We start from the raw sequence: 21269 nt of genomic DNA, 5'->3' as shown, positions 1-21269 counted from the left end.
TCATTTAACACATTGTGACATAAAGAGATGAAAAAATAGTGAATCATCTTTTTACGACAAGCCCCTGACTAGTATGGCTTCATTATGAACATAACCGAGGAAACACTATGAGAGCGGTTGCCTATCAGCACTTTGTGCATGCCAAAGCCGATGTGAATGTGGGGAAACAAGAAGGCCCTTTCGTCACCGTCATCATTCCTTTTTTAAATGAAAGCGATGTTCTAGAGCAATGTCATCAGCGAGTCTGTCATGCTTTATCAACCCTACAGAGATCATGTGAAATCGTCTATGTGGATGATGGTAGCCAAGACTCTAGCTGGCAATTAGTCAGTCAATTCCAACACCCTACACACAAAATCCACAGTTTAAGGCTCAGTCGAAACTTTGGCAAAGAAGCCGCCTTAAGCGCCGGTTTAAAATTCGCCTCGGGACAATGCGTCATCTTATTGGATGCCGACCTTCAAGATCCACCTGAATACATCCCCGATATGGTGGAAGCTTGGCAACAGGGGGCTCAGGTGATCGAAATGCAACGCCGAGAAAGACAGGGGGAAAACTGGTTAAAACGAACAACGGCTCATTGCTTCTATCGCTTTATGTCTTATATCAGCGACGCCCCCATAACAGAAAATGTGGGAGACTTTCGCCTCATGGACAAAAAGGTGGTCGAGGTCATTAACACCTTGCCAGAACGAACACGCTTTATGAAAGGCCTGCTGGCTTGGCCAGGGTTTACTCGCCAAGTCATGACCTTTGATCGAGAGCCTAGACTGGCAGGCAAAACAAAGTGGAATTACCCAAAACTCATCCACCTTGCCTTAGAAGGCATTACTTCTTTCAGCACTAAACCCTTACGCTGGGCAACCATAGCAGGACTAACCACGTCTTTTTTCACCTTCGTCATGGCCATGGTGGTTCTGACTAAAACCTTAGTTTGGGGCGACCCGGTAGTGGGCTACCCTTCAACCGTTTTGATCATATTATTTTTAGGCGGCATTCAACTCCTATCCATTGGCGTCCTTGGAGAATATGTCGGTCGTCTGTTTATTGAATCAAAGCAACGCCCTTTATATGTGCTAATGGAAGAAACCACCTCAGAGCCGACTTTTACGCAATCGGAAACAGCAAGATGATAAAACACAACCCCCCATGCCTTAGTAAAACCCTAATTTGGCTTTTGGCCCTTTGCCTTGGCCTACGCTTTGCTTCCTTAGGCCTTTACCCATTAATGGATACCACCGAAGCAAGATATGGGGAAATGGCCCGTATCATGTTTGAAACAGGAAACTGGGTAACCCCCATGTTTGATTATGGCATTCCATTTTGGGGTAAACCGCCACTTTTCACTTGGTTAAGCAGTTTAGGATTCGCCGCGTTTGGGGTAAACGAATTTGCCGTGCGAATACCACACTTGCTGGTTGGAATTGGTATTATCGCTTTGCTTTATCAATTTGCTCGTGATGAATATAAAAACAAGACGCTTGGTTTAAGTGCTGCGGCGGTTCTAGCCTCGACAACCTCCTTCATCCTATTAAGCGGTGCGGTCATGACAGACACCGCTCTGACGTTTTCGATCAGTCTTAGTATGATCAGCTTCTGGCAAGCTTGGAATGGCAAGAATAAAATCTGGGGGTATCTATTTTTCGTCGGTTTAGCACTGGGCATGCTTTCAAAAGGCCCGCTTGCCATAGTGCTTGTCGGAATCAGCCTCACCCTTTGGCTAATCCCAAATGGTCGATGGAAACACATTTTGCATCGTCTACCTTGGGGCTATGGCAGTGCTTTAATGATCATCATCGCGTTGCCTTGGTATCTCATTGCTGAGCATCGAACACCCGGCTTCTTAAATTATTTCCTTGTAGGCGAACACATTAAGCGCTTTATTGTCAGTGGCTGGCAGGGCGATTTATATGGTTCGGCGCACGAAAGAGCACGAGGCACTATCTGGATTTACGCTTTCTTAGCCATGCTTCCTTGGAGCCCGCTGCTTATTTGCCAATGGATTCGAAACCTCAAAGAAAACCGTGATGTTGAGCAAAGCGAAAACGGCATAACGAGCTTTCTGCTTCTATGGATGTTGGCGCCTATGCTATTGTTTAGCTTTGCTGGCAACATCCTTGCTAGCTATGTCATGCCAGCCTTACCTCCGATGGCGTTATTGCTGACGCATTTACATCAACAACACCCGTTACCCAACAGGCTTTATAAAATCGGTTTCTTCACACCTTTGTTATTAATTGGCTTAGTGAGTGCTTTACACTTTCAGTGGGTCAAGGTGAAATCAGAGCACAACCTGCTCAAACAATGGCAGGAACAGACAGAAGCAGGACAAAGCGATCTCTTCTATCTTCATAAACGCCCATTCTCAGGACAATATTATTCAGCTGGTCGCGCAAAGAAGCGCTCGACGGACATCCATACTTGGCTGCCTGATCAAAGCAAGACTTTTTTCATTGTCCAAGCTAAAGATGATCATACCCACTACCCCCGCTGGTCATGCCAAGAGAGAGGGCAATCTACCACAGAAAAACTGCTATTTTGCCAGCCCTAAACACAAAAAAAAGAGCTTCATCAAATAGAAGCTCTTTTCAATTTCCATCACTTAGACGGACGTCATGCATTACATCACAACAGACCCATAGCTAGGCTCAGCATGAGAGTGATCTAAAGCCTCTTGAGCGTGTGCCATTTTTAGCACGTCACTAGCATTCAGCAATTGAAAATCCCCTTCCACTTGATTGCTCCATGCCTGCTTACGCTCATCTCGTGGTGATACGCCTATGTGCTTACGATAACAACGACTAAAATGCGGTGTTGAAATAAAGCCACACGCCATGGAGATTTCAACAATCGACATGTTTGATTGCTTGAGCAATTTTCGAGCCCGCTCTAGTCTAAGTTTCAAATAGTACCTTGATGGTGAGCAATCTAAATGACGATGAAACATGCGCTCAATTTGGCGGCGTGAGACGTCGACAAACGTCGCCAATTCGTCCAATTCAATAGGCTCTTCTAAGTTATTTTCCATCAACTCAATCACATCCACCAACTTGGTCGCACCTGCACCACCAGTACTAAACTGACGCATTGGCATACGCTGCTGATCAGACTCATGACGAATTCGCTCACAAATAAACATGTCTGAAATGGCATTCGATAAACGCGGCCCATGCTGCTTAGCAATCATGGTTAACAACATGTCCATAGAGGCGGTTCCGCCAGAGGACGTTATCCGATCACGATCTAAAGAGAAAAGTCGATTATTGCATTTCACCTTAGGGAAGATTTCTTGCAGTGCCGTCAAACACTCCCAATGCACACTGCATTGATAGCCATCCAACAAACCCGCATAAGCCAGTAAATAGGCTCCGGTACAAATGCCACCTATAGTGACTCCTTTGCGAGCTTGCTTTGATAACCAGGAGGCTTGCTTAGCCGTATAGGCTCGGGTGATGTCAACGCCACCAGCCACTATGATTAAGTCAAAATCGGCATTGTCATAAATGGACAGATCCGGCGTTAGACTTAAACCATCACTGGCAGTAACGGGCTGACCGTCCTCGGAGATAAGACTCCAGTTATAAAGCGTGTCCGCCGACAATTGATTGGCCATGCGTAATGGCTCAATGGAAGAGGCTAATGCAATCATCGTAAAATGATCAAGTAGCAAAAAACCCACTTTAGTTGTTTTCTTCGAACCAAGCGTGGCGGTTGAGCTAGAACTTGTTGCCATTACCATATTAATGCCCTCATCTATGCACTTTCACTCTTACATAGCAAAATACAGACCATGTTTGAGATTGCGCTTTTTATTTTTTTAAGGAAACACAAAAGCAATTGCTAAAACTTTGTCATGTTTAAGGAAGTTACGAAGAAGCCTTCAAAACTTCCGCCTTATAATGAGTTTCAAGGTATTTTATGGCTTTATTTGCCAACACCAAGAAACACATCATCACACGACATTGCACTAATATAGACCAAGTTTGCTCTTTTATTGAACGCTTATTTAATAAAAATGTGTATTAAATCGCCAAATTTTCTTTCAACTGGGATTTAAGGAAGGTACGAACAAGTTCACTGGCTACGGCAACGTGCTCCTCGGCAACCGCTCCTGCGTTGCCCTACTACACCACATCCTTGTGGTTATGCGTTGCTCTAATCCCCTACATCCATGTAGGGGTCAGCGTGAGAATAATTCTCTTTTATTCGAGGCAAGTTTCGCCGCCCAATATCAGTCTATTGGCAACAAGCTTAACAAAGAATAAAGAGAGCTTAGCCCACGCCCTTCGGGTCTTTCAGAAGACTTATTCGCACCTTCCTTAATACTCTATAACCACATCCGTTTTCGGGACGGTACAGCAAGATAAAACATAACCAGCTTCGACATCTTCATCGGTTATACCGCCATTATGATCCATCTGGGTCTCACCCTCTTTTATCATCACCTTACAAGTCCCACAAATTCCCATACCACAGGCTTTTGGAATCATTAAATCCAACTTAGCGGCCGCGTTATGAAGGGTTTCACCCACCGTCACCTGGATACTCTTACCACTGCTTTCAAAATCCACTCTGAGCAAATCTTCCTGATTAACGGCATCCGCTTCTGCTTGAGCCACTTCCGCCAGCTCAATGGCATCTTCAACCACTCCCACAGGGGTCGAACCAAACGATTCCTCATGATAGTGAGACATATCAAACCCTCTTTCCTTAAGAAGGCTTCTCACTGCGCGCATATAGGGTTCGGGGCCACAACAAAAAATTTCACGCTCCAGAAAGTCTGGCGAAATCATGTCCAATTTGGCGGAATCCAAATAACCACGGTATCCCTGCCATGGCAAACCATTTTCCATGCGCTCTACGATTAGATAAAGACCAAAATTATCAAGCCGAGCAGCCATGTGGTCCAACTCACGAGAATAAATAACATCTCTTGGTGAACGTGCGCTGTGAATAAAGGTCATATCCACTTCCGCGTTGGTATCAAACCACCAACGAGCCATCGACATCAGAGGTGTAATGCCAACGCCCCCCGATAAGAGCAACACTTTTTCTGCCGGAAAGTCGATGCAATTAAATTGCCCAACAGGCCCATGCACCGCGAGTTCTACACCCACTTTCATATTGTCATGCAGCCAATTGGACACTTCGCCACCAGGCACTCTTTTTATCGTAATAGAAAAACTATAAGGCACAGATGGCGAACTGGAAATGGTATAAGAACGCATCACTTGCTTGTGGTCGATTTCCAACTCCAAGGTGACAAACTGCCCCGGCTTGAAGAAGAACATGACCGGCTGTTGCGCCATAAAACAGAAGGTTTTGACGTCCCACGTTTCATGAATCACTTTCACGCAACGTACATTGTGGCGACCATTTACCCAAGTTTGGGTATTAACGGGAGCAAAGTAATCGGCTGGAGCATTGTTCATGTCTGTCATCGCATCTGTCCTTCAAAGTAAAGAAGTCGTTATCACCATTTCGAGCCATTTTGGTGGCTATGCTCAAAGTCAATTTAACCCTGAACGACAATAACTTGCTCATGGCAGCCAAGCGCATGAATCGTCCACTATTGAGCGTCGATTTAAATGCCAACGCATGTCGTGAATGGGCATTTTCACATCCACTAATTAAGACAATATGGCGACGTTACCAAATACATATATAAAGCCCATCAATCTTTTTGTCAGTAAGGTCCAGAAAGATGAATCAACATGATTTACTCAATATTCGTCACGCCAGTTTAGCCGATGCGAAAACCGCTATGAGCGATCTCCTGAAGTCACGCCCGAGCCACTACTCGCTAGAAGCGCCGCTCTATAATGATCCACATATGTTTCGCATCGACATGGAAGAAATTTTTCAAAAGGAATGGCTGTTTGTTGGCATGACCAGCGAGATTCCCAAGAAAGGCGACTATTTTACCGTTGAGATTGGCCAGAATCCGGTACTTATTGTTCGAGACGCTGAGGGCAAGGTAAATGCGTTTCACAATACCTGTCGCCACCGAGGCTCCGTCATCTGTTCGGAACACAGAGGCAAGGTGGCAAATTTAGTATGCCCTTATCACCAATGGACATATGATTTAAAAGGTAATCTGCTGTTCGCTGGCACCGAGATGAGCAAAGATTTTGAGCTTAAACAACATGGTTTGAAATCGGCTCACTGTAAAACCGCTGGCGGTTTCATTTTTGTGTGCTTAGCTAAGGTTGCTCCGGACGACGGGTTTGATGATTACCTTGCGACATTAGAAGACTATATGGAACCTTACGATGTGGAAAACACCAAGCTTGCTGTGGAATCCACCATGTACGAAAAAGCCAATTGGAAACTGGTGCTCGAAAACAACCGTGAATGCTACCACTGTTCTGCCAGTCACCCAGAGTTGTTAAACACCCTATTAGAATGGGATGACACAGAGGACCCAAGAGCCTCACAAGAGTTCCTTGACCATTATGCAGAACAATCTGCTCAATGGGACGCAGAGGGCATCCCACATGAGCACAAGAGCTTTGGTGAAGTACAACGCAACCGGATTGTGCGCATGCCATTGAAAAAGGGCACGCAGGTTATGACCATTGATGGCTCGACCGCATCCGACAAATTATTGGGGCGTATCAAAAACCGCTCACTTGGCTCCATGCGTATCCTTCACCTACCGAATTCATGGAATCATATGCAATCGGATCATTTCATTGTGTTCAGAGTGCTGCCTATTTCTGCACAAGAAACCATAGTCACCACCAAATGGTTTGTGCATAAAGATGCAGTGGAAGGTGTGGATTATGACCCAGAAAACCTTAGAAAGGTTTGGGATGCCACCAATGAGCAAGACAAGGTACTTGGTGAACGCAACCAAATGGGAATCAACTCCATTGGCTACCAACCTGGACCTTACTCAGAAACCTATGAATTTGGTGTCATCAATTTCCTTAACTGGTATGCCCACACTATGCAAAAAAATCTAGCGGGGTCATAAACCGCCCCCATAGAAAATTCATAGAAAGTAAACCATAAAAAAAGCGGGCATCATGCCCGCTTTTTTTAGGTGTTATGAAATGACAAAAAGTTAATTACAAAATGCGTTTTAACAAGCGATCCGCTTTTACTCGAAACACTCGCTTCAATAGCTTCTGAATGGCCAATGGGTAATCACGACGAGTATCAAGCTGAAGATAATTAGAAACCGCTTTAGTGTGTTCAAATATATTGCCGAATTCTGCCAAAAACTTCTCTTCTAGAAGCTGGTGATTGTCTTGAACCAATAAGCCATTTTCTAAATCTAACGCCCAAGCCCTTGGATTAATATTATTCCCCGTCAACAAGGCTTTATTCCGGTCTACCCAAAGACCTTTTAGGTGAAAGCTATTGGCATCATGACGCCATAAATAAATAGATAAATCACCAGATTCGAGGTATTTTCGATTCGCTCGCGCAAATTTACGCAATATAATTTCGTACAAGTATGGCAAGCCACCAATGGCCTTAAAGGTCTGCTCTGGTGGAATATAGAAATCGTTTGCGACCTTATCTCCCACAATAATATGCGTTTTCACGCCACGTTTAATGGCTCGCTTTACCTCCCTCAAAACCACTTTAGGCAAATTGAAATAAGGGGTGCAAAGATACAATTCATGTTTTGCTTCAGCAATCATTTCGACAATACATTGATTCAATTGATTGTCTTTTTTACCGATTCCCACTAAGGGTGTAATGCCAACATGTTGGTCATCAATCAACTCACTTTCTAATGGATAAGACGCTTCCGACAAAGACATTCGGTATTGTTTAATTAAGGGCTTGAGCTTCTTCGTCGTTGGCCACTCACCTTTGGTAAAATCTTTTACCACTATCTGCCCTATCATCATCTGCTCAATAAAACTGACCATGCTGTCTGCCAGCTTTTGGTTCGCAATAATGTGATAGCGGTCAAAACGATATTTATTGTGACGATGTAAATACACGTTGTTCAAACTCGCGCCACTGTAAATCACACTATCGTCGATGATGAAGCCTTTTAAATGCAGCACACCGAATACTTCTCGATGACGAACCGGCACCCCATAAATGGCAATTTGCTCTTTGTACTTCTGAGCAAACTCTTGATACATCGCTGCGTTACCCTCGCATGCCTCTGCACCAATTAAACCTCGTTGCGCACGATGCCAATCAACACAAATCACAATGTCTAGATCTGGACTACGCTGCTTAGCCTCATACACCGCCGTCAGAATCTCACGACCAGCTTCATCGTTTTCCAAATAAAGTGCCACTAGGAAAATTCTCGATTTCGCTGTTCGGATGGCGTCTAAAAGATACTCACGATATTCAACTGCAGAATGAAGAATATAAAAGCTGTCTGGATGAACAGAAAAAGCAGGTAAAGAAACAAACAAAGAGGGTTGTGGCATGATACTTAAATGCGACCTTAATAAAAAAACAGTGAACTGTAACAAAATGGCTTAGCTTTTGCTCGTAAAGCACCAAGATAATTAAAATTAAAGCGCACTGAATCGATATAAAATAAAATTATTTACGAGACTACAAAAGTTTACATTCAAATTCAAGCTTGCCAATGCTTAGCCCATTTTAATCTCTTTGAAGTTCTGATGCGCACCAAGATAAGTTAGCCAAGCTGAGTCAATCTCCTTAATCTCCCCTTTGATCCAACGACGAAAGTTCTGAACTTTGTCATATTGGAAATGCGGTGCGGGGGCCACCAAATAAAAATCGTATTTAGATTTCATATAGACTGGCAAAGGGCAAATTAACAGGTCTTTCTGAAGCAGCTCATAAACTAAACTAAACCGCATCATGGCCAACCCTTGGCGAGACAATAACGCCTCCACCAAGGATGTGGAATCCGCAACGTGAAGATGTGACTTCAGCGGCATATCATACATTTTCAAGAAGGTTTGTAACTTAGGCCAGACATGATCCATATCCGGCCCGGTATCTGTGATAATAGGAATGCGACTGAGTTGTTGCTCAATGGGTTCATCTTCATGAAACAAGTCAGAATGACAAACTGGAATTAAAAACTCTTCAAATAACAGCTCAGATTGCAGTCCTTCATATTCCCCTTGACCTAAACGAACACAGAGATCCAAATCACTATCTGAAAAATCCGATAGACCTATGCTAGGACTTAAGCGTAAATTAATATCTTCGGCCTGTTGCTGAAAATCCCCTAAACGCGGCACCAACCATCGGCTGGAAAAAGACGGCACCACACTGATCACCAAGGTATTTGGATTCGCATCTTCTGATATCCCCCTGACGCCCTCTTCCAACAAACGAAACGCCTTCTCTATGTATTCATAAAGGTATTGGCCTTCCGATGTCAAAGTCACTTGTCGAGTACGTCTCTCAAACAAGGCAACACCAAGGTGTTGCTCAAGGGTCTTAATTTGCTGACTCACCGCTGCCTGAGTGACAAATAACTGATCTGCTGCCGCCTTGAAACTCAACGTCTCAGCAGCATAGCGAAACGCCTGCATGGATTTTAACGGTGGCAAACTTCTTGATCGAGACATGACAACACCATAGTTAAGTTTTTCTTAATCATATCCGGTTTTTTCTCGTTTGTCGCCACACCAAAAATTGACCATTATTTCATCACGAAACGACAAAAACTCATTAGGAGGTCATTATGAAAGCGCATTACAACCAATCATCCGAACTGGACACAGTCTGCACAGCAATTGCTGAAAAACAGAAAAAAACATTAGCTATGCTAAACAGTAAAAACTGGCGTACTCTTCTTTCTAAAATGCATCATAACTGGAAAACTCGAGCTAGATTAAACCAATTAAATGACGCTCAACTGAAAGATGTAGGTTTAACATCCAGTGATGTATATCAAGAAGTTCATAAACCTTTATGGAAATAATCTTACCTTATCACGCCACTATCCGACCCAGCGCTATTGGGTCGGATCCATTCTCGTCCACACTGACCCGCTAGAAAACCACTTTAGTCAAAACCCAGAACGCTAGCCTCTATACTAAACCTCACTTATTGTTTATTTTTTGGCCAATTAAGGCTAACGTTAAATGATCTTGTAAAACACCTAGACAAGGAATTAATGATGAAACAAATCACTTTATTGCTCGTCACTTTTCTACTCGTTGCTTGCTCCAGTAACCCTATGGGCACCATCAGCGTGCGCTCCGTTAATCAAACGGGAAGCCTAGAATCTCCTCTCGTGAATAGTAGTCATCTAATCAATGATGAAAACATTATTTTTAAAACGGAAGACGATGGCTCTACTGATGGCGATGATGTTTATGCCATTTACTTAACAGATAGTTATCTTAAATATTTATCCGATTGGTGGGGAATAAATGAAGTTATCTTTGTTGTGGAATTTACTGAAGCAGTTACGGGTAATAGAGAAGCCGATACTACCACTAAAATTCTTGGGCCTTATGATAGTTTGGCTGATGGTATAAAAGCGCCGTTTTTAAATAAAGCGTTATATGGGCCAAAAAAGATGGAGAGTGATCTACTTACTATGAAGATAAAAGTGTATGAGTATGACCTGGATGAAAGTGATCAAAGCTCTGCCATGTTAGAATTTATCACCTCGGCAGCGGAAAGTTTTTCTTTATCTAACCCTATTACTTTGGGAGAAATAAAGGTCGCAAAAGAAATTGCTAATACTCTACTGCTAGCAAATGAAAATGACTTGGTCATGAATCTTGATGTGGACTTTGTAGCGGGTAATGCAAATTACGCCTCAAGCAATCACTCTAATGTGCTTCCATTAAAAAGTGGCCAAGTCGTCATAGTAAAACAAGAAGGTTGTAGTGTCGCAACCTGCTACGACTATTTCAGCAAAGGCGGGTCTAACCTACCTGGACTAATTCCAGATTTCTTCATGTTAATCCCAACCACATTAAACCGAGCCTTCATCGATACTCCCGATGGCTCTAGCCTTGAAGAGTTTAAAGACAAGAACTTAAAAGTTACCAAGGCCGGCCTCACTGAATTTGATGATAATGGCGCATCAAAAGGACTCTACAAAGATAAAACTTGGCTAAGATTGAACATAGTCAAAGGCGGCGACGCCTCACAATGGCTAGCACGCAAAGCTTTGTACCCTTCTGCGGAAGAAATAGAAAAACTGCTTAAAAATCCAAACAGCTTCAAAAGAGAGAACTTAGAAAACATCATTCAAGGGTTAAGCGACGCACAAAAAAGTATTATCGATGCAACCGCTAGCGTAAAAATGACCTCTTTAAAAAGTCACAATGGAATTCATTTCATTGATCAAAAACAACCAGATACCAGCAGCAGCTTATGCATCAAATACCCTGATAATGTCGATATTACAAACGTCTCTTTGATCGCAAAAAACAGCAATTTAACCACACAAGCGTCATTACTCAGTCAAGCAAAAGGCGCCTCATGCTATCAACTAACACCCGCTGAGGGTAAGAGTGCATTCACTTCAGATTCAAAACCTAGCTCAGCGTCCTTTCTTGTGAACTACAACATTAATGGCAGCGACAAGGTTAAAAGCATACCCATTTCAATCAGCACACAAATTTCTGAAAGTGATTTTAGCTTGCAATGCATCCTAAACGACACCACCACGCCATCAAACTATCAGATCAAGATTACCGACGGAAACAATAAATCCAAACAGATTACCAGTCTATCCATGAGCGGGCATGACACGTTGTTTTCCATGGATAACAACGAAATCAGTTTAGTGGGAGTATTTACCGCAACAGGACCGCAAACCATTTCGATAAACGGCGTACTAGATGGCCAATTCAAAAAGACAATATCCTGTATTGACGAACCTGAAACTTAAGAATGGAAAGAACACGGCCAAAGGCTAGGACATGCTTTCCCCCCGCATCCATGTATGGGGCAGCATATGGATAACAACTCATAAAATCTGGTCGAGCTTTATCTTTAACTCGACCAGAATGACCTTGATATAAAAACATCGCCTTAGACCGTGAAGCTTTAGTAAGGTGAACCGACTAATCGATTAAAATCCAGTTAAGTAGGCTGTTAAAGCGGCTCAATGTGAAAATGTTTTTCTATGTCATCATCTGACACTTTCTTCAGTCACTTTTCTGATTCGCCTTAACAAGAGATTACACTATCTGTGATCTCTTCCGTCTAATATCTATGGCTACCGAAACTATGTAATACAGTACTCAGAGGAAAGATCATGCAGGACATTATCAGCGACATCGACATCCATCAATATTTACCAGACGCCATTGCTTGGGCAACCAACCTTTTACTTGCCATTGCCATCTTATTAATCGGCCTATGGATAGCCAACAAAGCCAAAAACCTTGTTATACAAATTAGTAAAAAGCACGACAAACTTGATGACACCCTGTTCCGATTCTTAGGCAGCCTCGCCCGTTATGTCGTGATGGCATTTGTCCTAATTGCCGTATTAAACCGCTTTGGGGTACAGACAGCTTCTATTATTGCCTTACTGGGTGCCGCTAGTTTGGCGATCGGGTTAGCATTACAAGGTGCCATGTCCAATCTGGCCGCGGGTGTGATGTTGCTAATTTTCAGACCTTACAAAGCGGGAGACTTCATTGATGCAGCTGGACGTTTTGGTAACGTCACGGAAATCGACTTATTCACCACCATATTACAAACCTTCGATAACCAGCAAATCATCATTCCGAATAGCCAAATTTGGGGCTCCCAAATCATCAACCACTCCCATTATCAGGTTCGTGGCGTAGACATGCATTTTGGAGTGGCTTACGCAGAAAATACGGATGCAGCACGTAAAGTGATTGAAAATGTACTAGTGAACCACCCACACGTTTTAAAAGACCCAGCTCCCTTTATTGAAGTGGAAACACTAAACGACAGTTCCGTCGACTTCTTAGTGCGACCATTCTGCCAAGGCGAACATTATTTCAACATCCTTTATTCCGTACCCGAACAAATCAAAAAAGCACTGGATGACAACAATATCGAAATCCCTTTCCCACATCGAAAAGTAATCGTAGTGAACGAAAACGCCCAATCATAAGTCACCAAGACAATAAAGGGCGGGGTTATCCTGCCCTTTATTTGCATAAAAAACACCAAGCATCGACAGATGTTCTCTTAACCTTCTTGATTTAAACCAAGCTCTTTTTGCTTTTTCTTCGTTAAGCCCAAAGACACAATTCGATAAGATTCGGCAAGGTAATACAAAAGCTCTTCATCAAGTTCCGCCGAGCCCTCAAACTGCTGTATCCATTTCATACCGCGAGACGCAAGATACGGAGCGGGCCTATAGCCTTGCTTATGGCTTAAAAAATCATAATTAAGTGGTGAGGTTTTAAAGGTAAAAGCTGGAAGCTTCTTATCATTCCAACCTCCAATAGCGAACACTTTCCCACCAACTTTCCAAACTTGGGAATTCCCCCATTGCACCACATGAGTCGTTGCAGGTAAGGAGCCACAGTAGTGATTGAAGTCATCATAGGTCATATTTTGGCTCCTTCGGTCAAATCTGTTTACTTCCTACTCGCCTTAAACAGTAGTGAATGTATGGGACGTAATCCAGTCAGAGCCCCTTTTTGATTTTGCTTTACCAAACGGCTTGATAGTCACGATCAACAAATAGCGATTAATCGGCTAAAGAATCAAGCCCCCTTAGCATCAACCAAAGCCCCATTAATCTCCTTCCATGTTAAACCTGTGACTTTTTTAGGCTGATCAGTAATGGATTGCGTTAACTGAATAATTTGTCCCGCAATAGAAATGGCAATTTCGAATGGCTTTTTGCCTGCTACTTCTGGGATGCCGACTGGGCTGTGCACCGAGTCAATTTCAGCTTTACTGAATGACGCACTGGCCAAACGCTTTTTAAAGCGCATGGCTTTCGTTTGCGAACCAATCAAGCCAATAAAACGGCAATCTTTTCGATCCAGCAAGGCTTCGACCAATTGATAATCCAAGGCATGGTCGTGGGTCATTACCAAGGCGATTTCATTGGCGGACATACGGTCAATATGCTCCAACATAGACTGGTACAAGAATGGCGTCACATTGCTTGGCGTGCCAATCATTTGCTTGTCTTGCGCCAGATTATCACGACTGTCCACCCAACTAATCTTAGCTGGCATTTCGCCCAGCACATTGACCAAGGTCGTGGCCACATGCCCCATCCCAAAAATGGTAATTTTCGCAGCAGGCTCAGGAAAGTATTCCAATAAGACGCTAACCGCCCCACCGCAACATTGATTGGTCTTTGCCGCCAACGGAAAGTTTTCCAACACATGGGAAGGGCCGTCGCCCGCTTCCAATATGGCACGGGCTTTTTGGCAGACAGCGTATTCCAACTGCCCCCCCCCTATGGTGTCAAAACTGTGTTCAGAGGTAATCACCATCTTGCTGGCCGATTCACGGGGCGACGAGCCTTTGGTGCCAATCACCGTCGCCATCACCCAAGCCTGGCCGGATTTTTCCACCTCAGCCAAGGCTTGTACCCAATTAAGAGAAGACATCATACGCTAGCCTCCTGAACCTCTTTCCCAACAAGGCTCTGCGCTTTAAATGCCTGAGCCGCTTGAATTGCATAATAAACCGCTTCGGGTGTCGCCGGGGCTGCTAGCGGCGGTGATAATTCATGATCACAGACAGACGCACAAGCGTCTTTTAACGCACACCAAACCGAAATCCCTAACATCAATGGCGGCTCACCCACCGCTTTGGAGCGATATACCGTCTCTTCACCGTTAGCACGATCAAACAGCTTCACTGTGAGCTTTTCTGGTACATCGGCTGAGGTTGGAATCTTATAATTAGCCGGACTGTTGGTGGTAATACGCCCTTTGTCGTCCCAGCTCAATTCTTCTGACGTCAACCACCCCATGCCCTGCACAAAGGCCCCTTCAATCTGGCCAATATCAATGTGCGAATTAATGGAATCGCCCACATCTTGTAAAATATCGACCTGTGTCACTTTATATTCACCGGTTAGAGTATCCACAATCACTTCTGATACAGATGCGCCGTTGGCAAAATACAAGAAAGGGCGACCTTTCGCGGCTTTTCTGTCATAACCAATTTTGGGGGTCTTATAGAAGCCAGTCGATGACAACGAAACGCGATTCATATACGCCAATTTAATGAATTCTGGGAAGCCCATGCTGTCAGACCCCAAAGTCACCACATCGTCCTCAATAGCGAACGCTTCCGCGACAATGGCAAAATGCTCTACCGCAAATTCACGCAATCGCTCTTTGATGGTATTCGCTGCATCGAGCGCTGCCATACCATTCAAATCCGTACCCGCAGACGCCGCCGTTGGCGAAGCATTCGGCACCTTGTCAGTTCGTGTCGAACCCACATTCACCCTTTGGTAATCGATACCAAAAGCCTTAGCAACAATTTGCGCCACCTTGGTGTACAAGCCTTGGCCCATTTCCGTACCACCATGACTCACGTGCACACTGCCATCGGTATACACATGCACCAAAGCGCCACCTTGGTTTAAATGCTTAGACGTAAAGGAGATACCAAATTTCACCGGCGTTAACGCCAAGCCCTTTTTCAAAAATGGGCTGTGTTGGTTAAAGTCGTTAATCGCTTCACGACGAGCACGATAGTCCGAGGTATTTTCTAACTGCTCAATCAGAGCAAGCAATACATCTTCCTCGATCTTCTGACCATAAGGTGTGGTGTCTTTACCTTCTTGATAGCAATTTAACTTACGTATATCGAGCGCATCTTTGCCCACTTTACAGGCAATTTCTTCAATAATATTTTCCGCTAACAAAACCCCTTTCGGACCACCAAAACCACGGAATGCGGTATTAGAAACCGTATGGGTTTTGCCTCGATAACCACTGATACGGGCATTCGCTAAGAAATAAGCGTTGTCGGCATGAAACATAGCTCGGTCAACCACACCGTCTGACAAATCGGCTGTACAACCGCACTTGCCGACCATGTCGTATTGCGCCGCGACGATTTCACCTTGCTGGGTAAAACCCACTTGATAAGAGTTCCAAAAGTCATGACGCTTACCGGTTTGCACCATGTCATCCTGACGTGGCATACGGTACTTCACAGGACAATGATTGCGCACCGCCAATACGGCCGCCATACAACCTAGGGTAGCCGCTTGAGACTCTTTACCACCAAATCCTCCGCCCATACGGCGTGTTTCTACCAGCACTTGCGCCACCGGTAAATCCAACACCCGCGCCACCAATTTTTGAACCTCGGCCGGATGCTGTGAAGAAGCAAGCACTTGTACGCCCCCATCTTCATTCGGAATGGCAACACTGATCTGACCTTCTAAATAAAAGTGCTCTTGGCCTTTAATATACAAGTCAGACTCAAGCTGATAATCCGCCTTTGCCATCGCGGCTTGAGCATCTCCACATTGAATGGTGTGCGTCGGCAAGACAAATTCCTGACGCGCCAAGGCGTCTTTTGGGTGCAGGGTGGCAGCATTCGTTTGATAGGTAATCTCCGCTAATTCCACCGCCTGTTTCGCCGCTCGAAGGCTCGTCGCGGCCACCGCAAAAATCGGCTGACCTATGTAATGAACAAAGTCCCCTGCCAGCAACATGTCGCCACTTAACACGGGGGATACATCAGGGTCGCCAGGAATATCCGCTTGTAAAATCACATCCACCACACCTGGATACGACATGACCTTGTCCAGATTGATCGACACTATGTCCGCAAAGGCTTCGGTGGATTTACCTGTGGCCACATGCAATTCATTTGGCCATTCTGGCACGTCATCAATGTAAATCGCTTGGCCTGTCACATGCTTCGTTGCTGACTCATGCATTGGCAATGCTTTATCTTGATTAGATGTGACTAAATTATTCGGTAATTTACGCATGATTTGATGCCTCCTGTTTGCCGACATCTTGACCAAGTTCCAGCCAAGCCGAAGGGACAGGGTGACCAGAGAAAGTGGGCACCGTCATACCATTCAATTCCAGCCAAGCTTTGCGAATCAAGTTGCACGCCATATCAATGCGATATTTAGCGCTGGCTCGCATATCACTCATCGGGGTTAGTTCACCTCGTAAAGTCTGCAGCGCCACTTCTAATGCCTGTTCATCTGAGATGGCCATTTGCGTTAGACATGCTTCTGTTGCTAACGCTCGAATCGGTGTCGCTGCCATCCCACCAAAGGCAAGACGCACGGCCCCAATCTGACCGTCTTTAACATCAAATCGCGACGCCAGTAAAACGCTGGAAATGTCATCTTCCATGCGTTTTGAGACTTTATAAAAGCGATGAAAAGACGCCAGCTTCGCTAAACGGATACGGAAAGAGACGATGCATTCGTCTGCCGCTAAAGCCGTTTGCTTATAGCCTAGGTAAAAATCTTGAATATTGATCTCACGACTGGAACCATCGATTTTATCGAGACGAATGTCGGCATCAAACGCCAACAGAATGGGCGGCATGTCCGCAATCGGGGAGCCGTTTGCCACATTACCACCAAGCGTGCCTCGGTTACGAATTTGACGCGACGCAATGCGACTTAACAATTGATACAGATGTGGATACGCCGTTTGACTGTAGTCTTCTAGCTCGCTGTACGTTACCCCAGCCCCGATGACTAAGTCTCCTTCTTGCTCAATGATCTGTTTCATTTCTGCAACACGGGTGAGATCAATCAACACATCAAAATCTCGATAACGCTGAGTGTTTTCCAACATCAGATCCGTTCCTCCGGCAATAAACTCCGCATCCGGATGACGCTGTTTTGCCTGATGAAGTTGAGCCAGTGTTTCTGGGCGCACGTACTGCGCGCCTGCCATTGAGTTTTCTATTTCAGCCAGCTGAGACTTAATCCAAGTCTTTTGGCTTAATAGATGGCTTGTGCGATCAGCCATGGCCAATCCGGCCTCAATGATTGGTCGGTAACCCGTACATCGGCATAGGTTGCCTGAAATGGCATCACAGACAGATTCGCGATCCACTTCAGCACCAGTATTCGCGGCATTTTCATATAAGCTTGCTAATGATAGAACAAAACCCGGTGTACAAAAGCCACACTGAGAGCCATGGGCATCCACCATGGCTTGCTGCGCTGGATGTAAACCTTCATCCAGAGAGGCTAAATGCTCGACCGACACCAGATGCTTACCTGCCAAGGACTGTAAAGGGGTAATACAAGCATTCAAGGTCGTATAAGTCAGCTCGCCCTCTTCTAGCGCACCAACTAGGAGCGTACACGCACCACAATCACCCGATGCACACCCTTCTTTCGTCCCCGTTAAACCACGCTTTTCTCGTAAATAGCGTAAAGCGGTAAAATCACTGGGGAGGGATGTTTCCTCGACTATCTTGTCGTTCAGTATGAATTTCAAAGCTCTCTCCTCGTCTGTCTTTGCGACGAATCATGCAAAAACCTGACCAATCGTACAAACTTTAATTAAAAACCATTTAGGCCATTTTCACAATGTAAATCCGGCTAAAGGTCACTTATCTAAAATGAAACGTTCTGCACCTTTTTATGTCATCAAGACATTAAAATCACTCAATCTAATTCAGAAAAGAACATTCTAAATTGCATTTAAAATAATTTTTTAACTTAAATTTCAACCAACTAGAAAGAACATACGACATAGAAAAGCAAACTGGAACATTTGTTGCAAACAATACAATCATGAAACTTTGAGTCTGGTTTCAGCCTGTATGTCTTTATAAAAAGTTCCCTGAAGCAACGGAGAGAGTCCATGAAAAAAGCATTACGAGTTTCTTTATTAGCCAGCCTGATTGCCAGTTCTTCTGTCATGGCCGCCGACAAAGTGACCTTTCAACTCGACTGGCTACCAGGAGGCGACAAAGCACCAGTATACGTTGGCATTCAACAGGGCTTCTTTGCTGAGGAAGGTTTGGACGTGAACATTGCCAGCGGTCGTGGCTCTACCGACGCGTTAACCAAAATGGCCACAGGTCAATCTGATATTGGCAGCTCTGACATTAGTGCCTTAATGGCAGCCAAAGCACAAGATAATGTGCCTGTTGTCGCTGTTATGCCCTATTTTACTCAAGCCCCTCATGCTTTCTTCACACTGAAAAGCAGCGGCATCCGCTCTATTAAAGACTTAAAAGGTAAAAAAGTCGCCACGTCTCCTTTTACCTCGTCTAATGCTTTCTTACCCTTGGTGCTGAAAGAAAACAATCTTACTGAGCCTGACATCAAACTCGTGAAATCAGATCCAGGTGCATTAGCGCCAATGATGATTACAGGTAACACGGATGCCATTATTGCCTGGGTCACCAACACAGCGCTATTTACGGCACAAGCAAAAGAGGCTGGCAAAGAAATTGTTGAAATGCCTTGGTCTGACTCCGGATTATCACTTTACAGCTCTTCCCTATTAGCATCTGAACGTTTCTTGGAAGAACGTCCAGAGGTGGCTAAACGTTTTATCAGTGCCTTTTCCAAAGCCGTTAAATTCACCTATGACTACCCAGACAAAGCCGGTGAAGACTTACACAAAATGGTGCCAGAAGTGGATGCTAGTATCGCGTCAGCACAAATCAAAAGCATCACAGGTCTGGTGTTTAATGATGTCACCGATAAGGACGGCTTTGGCCACTTCACCACTCAACGAATTCAACAAACGTGGGACTATGCAGCCGAAGCCAATGGCCTAAGCAAAGATGCCCTTGATCCTGAAACAGCGGTTAACCGTCACTTCATTCAATAATCTGCTGTATCAGAAACAAGGACATTTTCATGGATCAACCCAACCAATCGGCCTACGTGAAATTGAAAGACGTCGGCCATCAATATGACCCCGAAGCACCACTGGTCGTACAAAACATTGATCTCGATATCCACCGTCACGAATTCGTGGCGGTGGTTGGCCCATCCGGTTGTGGCAAATCAACCTTATTACGCATGGTATCTGGGTTATTAATCCCTTCTCAGGGAGACGTCTCGGTTTTTAACCGACCAGTCACTGAACCACGAGACGATGTCGGCATCGTCTTCCAAAAAGCCAACCTTTTACCTTGGCTAAACGTTCGTAAAAATGTTTTGTTTCCTTTAAAACACAAGTATGGCCGTTACTCAGCAGCCGATGAAAAACGCGCCAACGAGTTACTCGAAATGGCCGGACTAACGCAATTCGCGGACAAAATGCCCGACGAACTGTCTGGCGGCATGCAGCAAAGAGTGGGGATTATTCGAGCCCTATTATTAAACCCTGACATTTTACTAATGGATGAGCCCTTTTCCGCTCTGGACGCCTTAACCCGTGAGCAAATCGGCTTTGACTTACTAAAAATATGGCGTGAGCACCCCAAAACCGTGCTCTTTATTACTCACTCCATCAGTGAAGCAGTGCTCTTATCAGACCGAATCCTAGTAATGAGCAAACGTCCTGGCACGGTTTTGGATCTGATTGAAGTGGACTTGCCCCGCCCGCGCTCCTCTAAAACCATCAACTCCCCACGCTTTGCAGAGCTAACCGATTTAATCCGAGGCTATATTTATGAACCAGACGTCCCAGCCTAAGCGTTGGCTTGCTCAACAGGCAAACCGTTTTGCCCCAGCCCTGTTCTTTATTGGCTTGGTACTCTTGTGGGAACTCATCTGTCGTGTTGGTAATGTACCAAACTACATATTGCCTTCGCCTTCGGCCATACTGACCGCCTTTTTCAAGGTCGACTTTTCTCGTTGGATGGTGCACTTGTGGGCAACCTTAAGAGTTGCACTCATGGGGTTTGCGCTATCGATTCTAATCGCCATCCCTTTGTCCATTGGCATGATGCGATCACAATTAATGAATCGTATTCTCTACCCAGCTTTAATCGTGATTCAATCTACGCCTGTCGTAGCCGTTGCGCCATTGATTATTGTATTGTTAGGCACTGACGACCCATCCCGTGTCTTGATTACCTGTTTGATCACCTTCTTCCCATTGGTGGTTTCCACTACCACTGGCATGTTAGAGACGCCGCCTGAGATGATTGAACTCAGTCAATCCTTGCGAGCACCGCGCTATCGCGAAACTTGGCAGATTCGTATTCCTTATGCGATCCCCCATATTTTCAGCGGCTTACGTGTCTCTATAACCTTGGCCATCATTGGCGCTGTGGTCGCGGAATTTGTCGCTGCAGAAGAAGGTTTAGGCTATTTCATTCAGTTTTCCACCTCCTTTTTTAAGATTCCTCAGGCTTTCGCTGGGTTAATTTTCTTATCCATCATCAGCTTGCTGTTGTTTAAGTCTGTGCAATGGGTACAAGCTTGGCTTTTCCCATGGAGCCTTCCTAAAAAGAAATAA

17 protein-coding genes are annotated in these 21269 nt (G+C 44.7%); 9 read left to right on the top strand and 8 right to left on the bottom strand.

Annotated elements, in window-relative coordinates; translation table 11 throughout:
* Positions 1 to 107: 107 nt before the first annotated feature.
* A complete protein-coding gene (locus tag MAR181_RS07100) occupies positions 108 to 1133 on the top strand; it encodes a glycosyltransferase family 2 protein (protein WP_013795925.1) in 1026 nt (341 codons plus the stop codon).
* Entirely contained in the window at positions 1130 to 2551 is a 1422-nt protein-coding gene (locus MAR181_RS07095; protein WP_013795924.1) for an ArnT family glycosyltransferase, read from the top strand. Before MAR181_RS07100 ends, MAR181_RS07095 begins: the two co-directional genes overlap by 4 nt.
* A 69-nt stretch (positions 2552 to 2620) precedes the next feature.
* On the opposite strand, the gene gbdR is transcribed toward MAR181_RS07095, so the two are convergent.
* Both gbdR and MAR181_RS07085 read right to left on the bottom strand, forming a co-directional pair.
* Positions 2621 to 3739, bottom strand: coding sequence for a choline metabolism transcriptional regulator GbdR (gene gbdR / locus MAR181_RS07090; RefSeq protein ID WP_013795923.1), 1119 nt, complete (start codon positions 3737 to 3739; stop codon positions 2621 to 2623).
* Between the two features lie 580 nt (positions 3740 to 4319).
* Positions 4320 to 5441, bottom strand: coding sequence for an FAD-binding oxidoreductase (locus tag MAR181_RS07085; RefSeq protein WP_013795922.1), 1122 nt, complete (start codon positions 5439 to 5441; stop codon positions 4320 to 4322).
* 263 nt (positions 5442 to 5704) lie between these two features.
* On the opposite strand from MAR181_RS07085, the gene MAR181_RS07080 reads away from it, so the two are divergent.
* The gene (locus tag MAR181_RS07080) at positions 5705 to 6979 is read left to right on the top strand and encodes an aromatic ring-hydroxylating oxygenase subunit alpha (RefSeq protein WP_013795921.1); all 1275 of its coding nucleotides are present in this window, start codon (positions 5705 to 5707) and stop codon (positions 6977 to 6979) included.
* Between the two features lie 94 nt (positions 6980 to 7073).
* Here MAR181_RS07080 and pssA read toward each other — a convergent pair whose 3' ends face one another.
* Complete coding sequence (pssA, locus tag MAR181_RS07075) at positions 7074 to 8411, bottom strand: CDP-diacylglycerol--serine O-phosphatidyltransferase (protein WP_013795920.1); 1338 nt, start codon at positions 8409 to 8411, stop codon at positions 7074 to 7076.
* 168 nt (positions 8412 to 8579) lie between these two features.
* Positions 8580 to 9536: a LysR substrate-binding domain-containing protein gene (locus tag MAR181_RS07070; RefSeq protein ID WP_013795919.1), complete on the bottom strand. Its 957-nt coding sequence runs from the start codon at positions 9534 to 9536 to the stop codon at positions 8580 to 8582.
* A 116-nt stretch (positions 9537 to 9652) separates the two neighbouring features.
* Here MAR181_RS07070 and MAR181_RS07065 point away from each other — a divergent pair, with 116 nt between their 5' ends.
* The 3 genes from MAR181_RS07065 to MAR181_RS07055 all read left to right on the top strand — a co-directional run bounded on the left by MAR181_RS07065 (position 9653) and on the right by MAR181_RS07055 (position 13030).
* Positions 9653 to 9892, top strand: coding sequence for a DUF1127 domain-containing protein (locus MAR181_RS07065; protein ID WP_013795918.1), 240 nt, complete (start codon positions 9653 to 9655; stop codon positions 9890 to 9892).
* 195 nt (positions 9893 to 10087) lie between these two features.
* Positions 10088 to 11824, top strand: a complete 1737-nt coding sequence (locus tag MAR181_RS18075) for a hypothetical protein (RefSeq protein ID WP_144011227.1) — start codon at positions 10088 to 10090, stop codon at positions 11822 to 11824.
* A 369-nt stretch (positions 11825 to 12193) separates the two neighbouring features.
* Complete coding sequence (locus MAR181_RS07055; protein WP_013795916.1) at positions 12194 to 13030, top strand: mechanosensitive ion channel family protein; 837 nt, start codon at positions 12194 to 12196, stop codon at positions 13028 to 13030.
* Positions 13031 to 13107: 77 nt separating this feature from the next.
* On the opposite strand, the gene MAR181_RS07050 is transcribed toward MAR181_RS07055, so the two are convergent.
* From MAR181_RS07050 to xdhA, 4 genes are all read right to left on the bottom strand, one after another.
* Positions 13108 to 13476, bottom strand: coding sequence for an MmcQ/YjbR family DNA-binding protein (locus MAR181_RS07050; protein WP_013795915.1), 369 nt, complete (start codon positions 13474 to 13476; stop codon positions 13108 to 13110).
* A gap of 155 nt (positions 13477 to 13631) precedes the next feature.
* The gene (xdhC, locus tag MAR181_RS07045) at positions 13632 to 14498 is read right to left on the bottom strand and encodes a xanthine dehydrogenase accessory protein XdhC (RefSeq protein ID WP_013795914.1); all 867 of its coding nucleotides are present in this window, start codon (positions 14496 to 14498) and stop codon (positions 13632 to 13634) included.
* Positions 14495 to 16852: a xanthine dehydrogenase molybdopterin binding subunit gene (gene xdhB, locus MAR181_RS07040; RefSeq protein ID WP_013795913.1), complete on the bottom strand. Its 2358-nt coding sequence runs from the start codon at positions 16850 to 16852 to the stop codon at positions 14495 to 14497. Before xdhB ends, xdhC begins: the two co-directional genes overlap by 4 nt.
* Entirely contained in the window at positions 16845 to 18338 is a 1494-nt protein-coding gene (gene xdhA / locus MAR181_RS07035; RefSeq protein WP_013795912.1) for a xanthine dehydrogenase small subunit, read from the bottom strand. The genes xdhB and xdhA overlap by 8 nt, the downstream gene beginning before the upstream one ends.
* Positions 18339 to 18707: 369 nt before the next feature.
* Here xdhA and MAR181_RS07030 point away from each other — a divergent pair, with 369 nt between their 5' ends.
* Genes MAR181_RS07030 through MAR181_RS07020 form a run of 3 tightly spaced genes read left to right on the top strand, consistent with a single transcriptional unit; the run spans position 18708 to position 21269 of the window.
* Positions 18708 to 19688 carry an ABC transporter substrate-binding protein gene (locus MAR181_RS07030; RefSeq protein WP_013795911.1) on the top strand — a complete coding sequence of 327 codons (981 nt, stop codon included), beginning with the start codon at positions 18708 to 18710 and terminating at the stop codon, positions 19686 to 19688.
* Positions 19689 to 19717: 29 nt separating this feature from the next.
* Positions 19718 to 20500 (top strand): ABC transporter ATP-binding protein, encoded by a 783-nt coding sequence (locus MAR181_RS07025; protein ID WP_013795910.1) that lies wholly within the window; start codon positions 19718 to 19720, stop codon positions 20498 to 20500.
* Positions 20478 to 21269: an ABC transporter permease gene (locus MAR181_RS07020; RefSeq protein WP_013795909.1), complete on the top strand. Its 792-nt coding sequence runs from the start codon at positions 20478 to 20480 to the stop codon at positions 21267 to 21269. The genes MAR181_RS07025 and MAR181_RS07020 overlap by 23 nt, the downstream gene beginning before the upstream one ends.

The sequence above is a fragment of the Marinomonas posidonica IVIA-Po-181 genome, assembly GCF_000214215.1.
In the GTDB taxonomy this organism is placed as follows: Bacteria; Pseudomonadota; Gammaproteobacteria; order Pseudomonadales; family Marinomonadaceae; genus Marinomonas; species Marinomonas posidonica.
The sequence above is the reverse complement of the archived record's forward strand: the minus strand, read 5'-3'. Positions and strand labels throughout refer to the sequence as shown.

Coding starts and splice junctions, on each gene's coding strand:
- MAR181_RS07050 (WP_013795915.1), bottom strand. CDS start 13,476: ATGACCTATGATGACTTCAATCACTACTGTGGCTCCTTACCTGCAACG.
- MAR181_RS07070 (WP_013795919.1), bottom strand. CDS start 9,536: ATGTCTCGATCAAGAAGTTTGCCACCGTTAAAATCCATGCAGGCGTTT.
- MAR181_RS07080 (WP_013795921.1), top strand. CDS start 5,705: ATGAATCAACATGATTTACTCAATATTCGTCACGCCAGTTTAGCCGAT.
- MAR181_RS07025 (WP_013795910.1), top strand. CDS start 19,718: ATGGATCAACCCAACCAATCGGCCTACGTGAAATTGAAAGACGTCGGC.
- xdhC (WP_013795914.1), bottom strand. CDS start 14,498: ATGATGTCTTCTCTTAATTGGGTACAAGCCTTGGCTGAGGTGGAAAAA.
- MAR181_RS07065 (WP_013795918.1), top strand. CDS start 9,653: ATGAAAGCGCATTACAACCAATCATCCGAACTGGACACAGTCTGCACA.
- pssA (WP_013795920.1), bottom strand. CDS start 8,411: ATGCCACAACCCTCTTTGTTTGTTTCTTTACCTGCTTTTTCTGTTCAT.
- MAR181_RS07100 (WP_013795925.1), top strand. CDS start 108: ATGAGAGCGGTTGCCTATCAGCACTTTGTGCATGCCAAAGCCGATGTG.
- MAR181_RS07020 (WP_013795909.1), top strand. CDS start 20,478: ATGAACCAGACGTCCCAGCCTAAGCGTTGGCTTGCTCAACAGGCAAAC.
- MAR181_RS07055 (WP_013795916.1), top strand. CDS start 12,194: ATGCAGGACATTATCAGCGACATCGACATCCATCAATATTTACCAGAC.
- MAR181_RS07085 (WP_013795922.1), bottom strand. CDS start 5,441: ATGACAGACATGAACAATGCTCCAGCCGATTACTTTGCTCCCGTTAAT.
- gbdR (WP_013795923.1), bottom strand. CDS start 3,739: ATGGTAATGGCAACAAGTTCTAGCTCAACCGCCACGCTTGGTTCGAAG.
- xdhB (WP_013795913.1), bottom strand. CDS start 16,852: ATGCGTAAATTACCGAATAATTTAGTCACATCTAATCAAGATAAAGCA.
- MAR181_RS07030 (WP_013795911.1), top strand. CDS start 18,708: ATGAAAAAAGCATTACGAGTTTCTTTATTAGCCAGCCTGATTGCCAGT.
- MAR181_RS18075 (WP_144011227.1), top strand. CDS start 10,088: ATGATGAAACAAATCACTTTATTGCTCGTCACTTTTCTACTCGTTGCT.
- MAR181_RS07095 (WP_013795924.1), top strand. CDS start 1,130: ATGATAAAACACAACCCCCCATGCCTTAGTAAAACCCTAATTTGGCTT.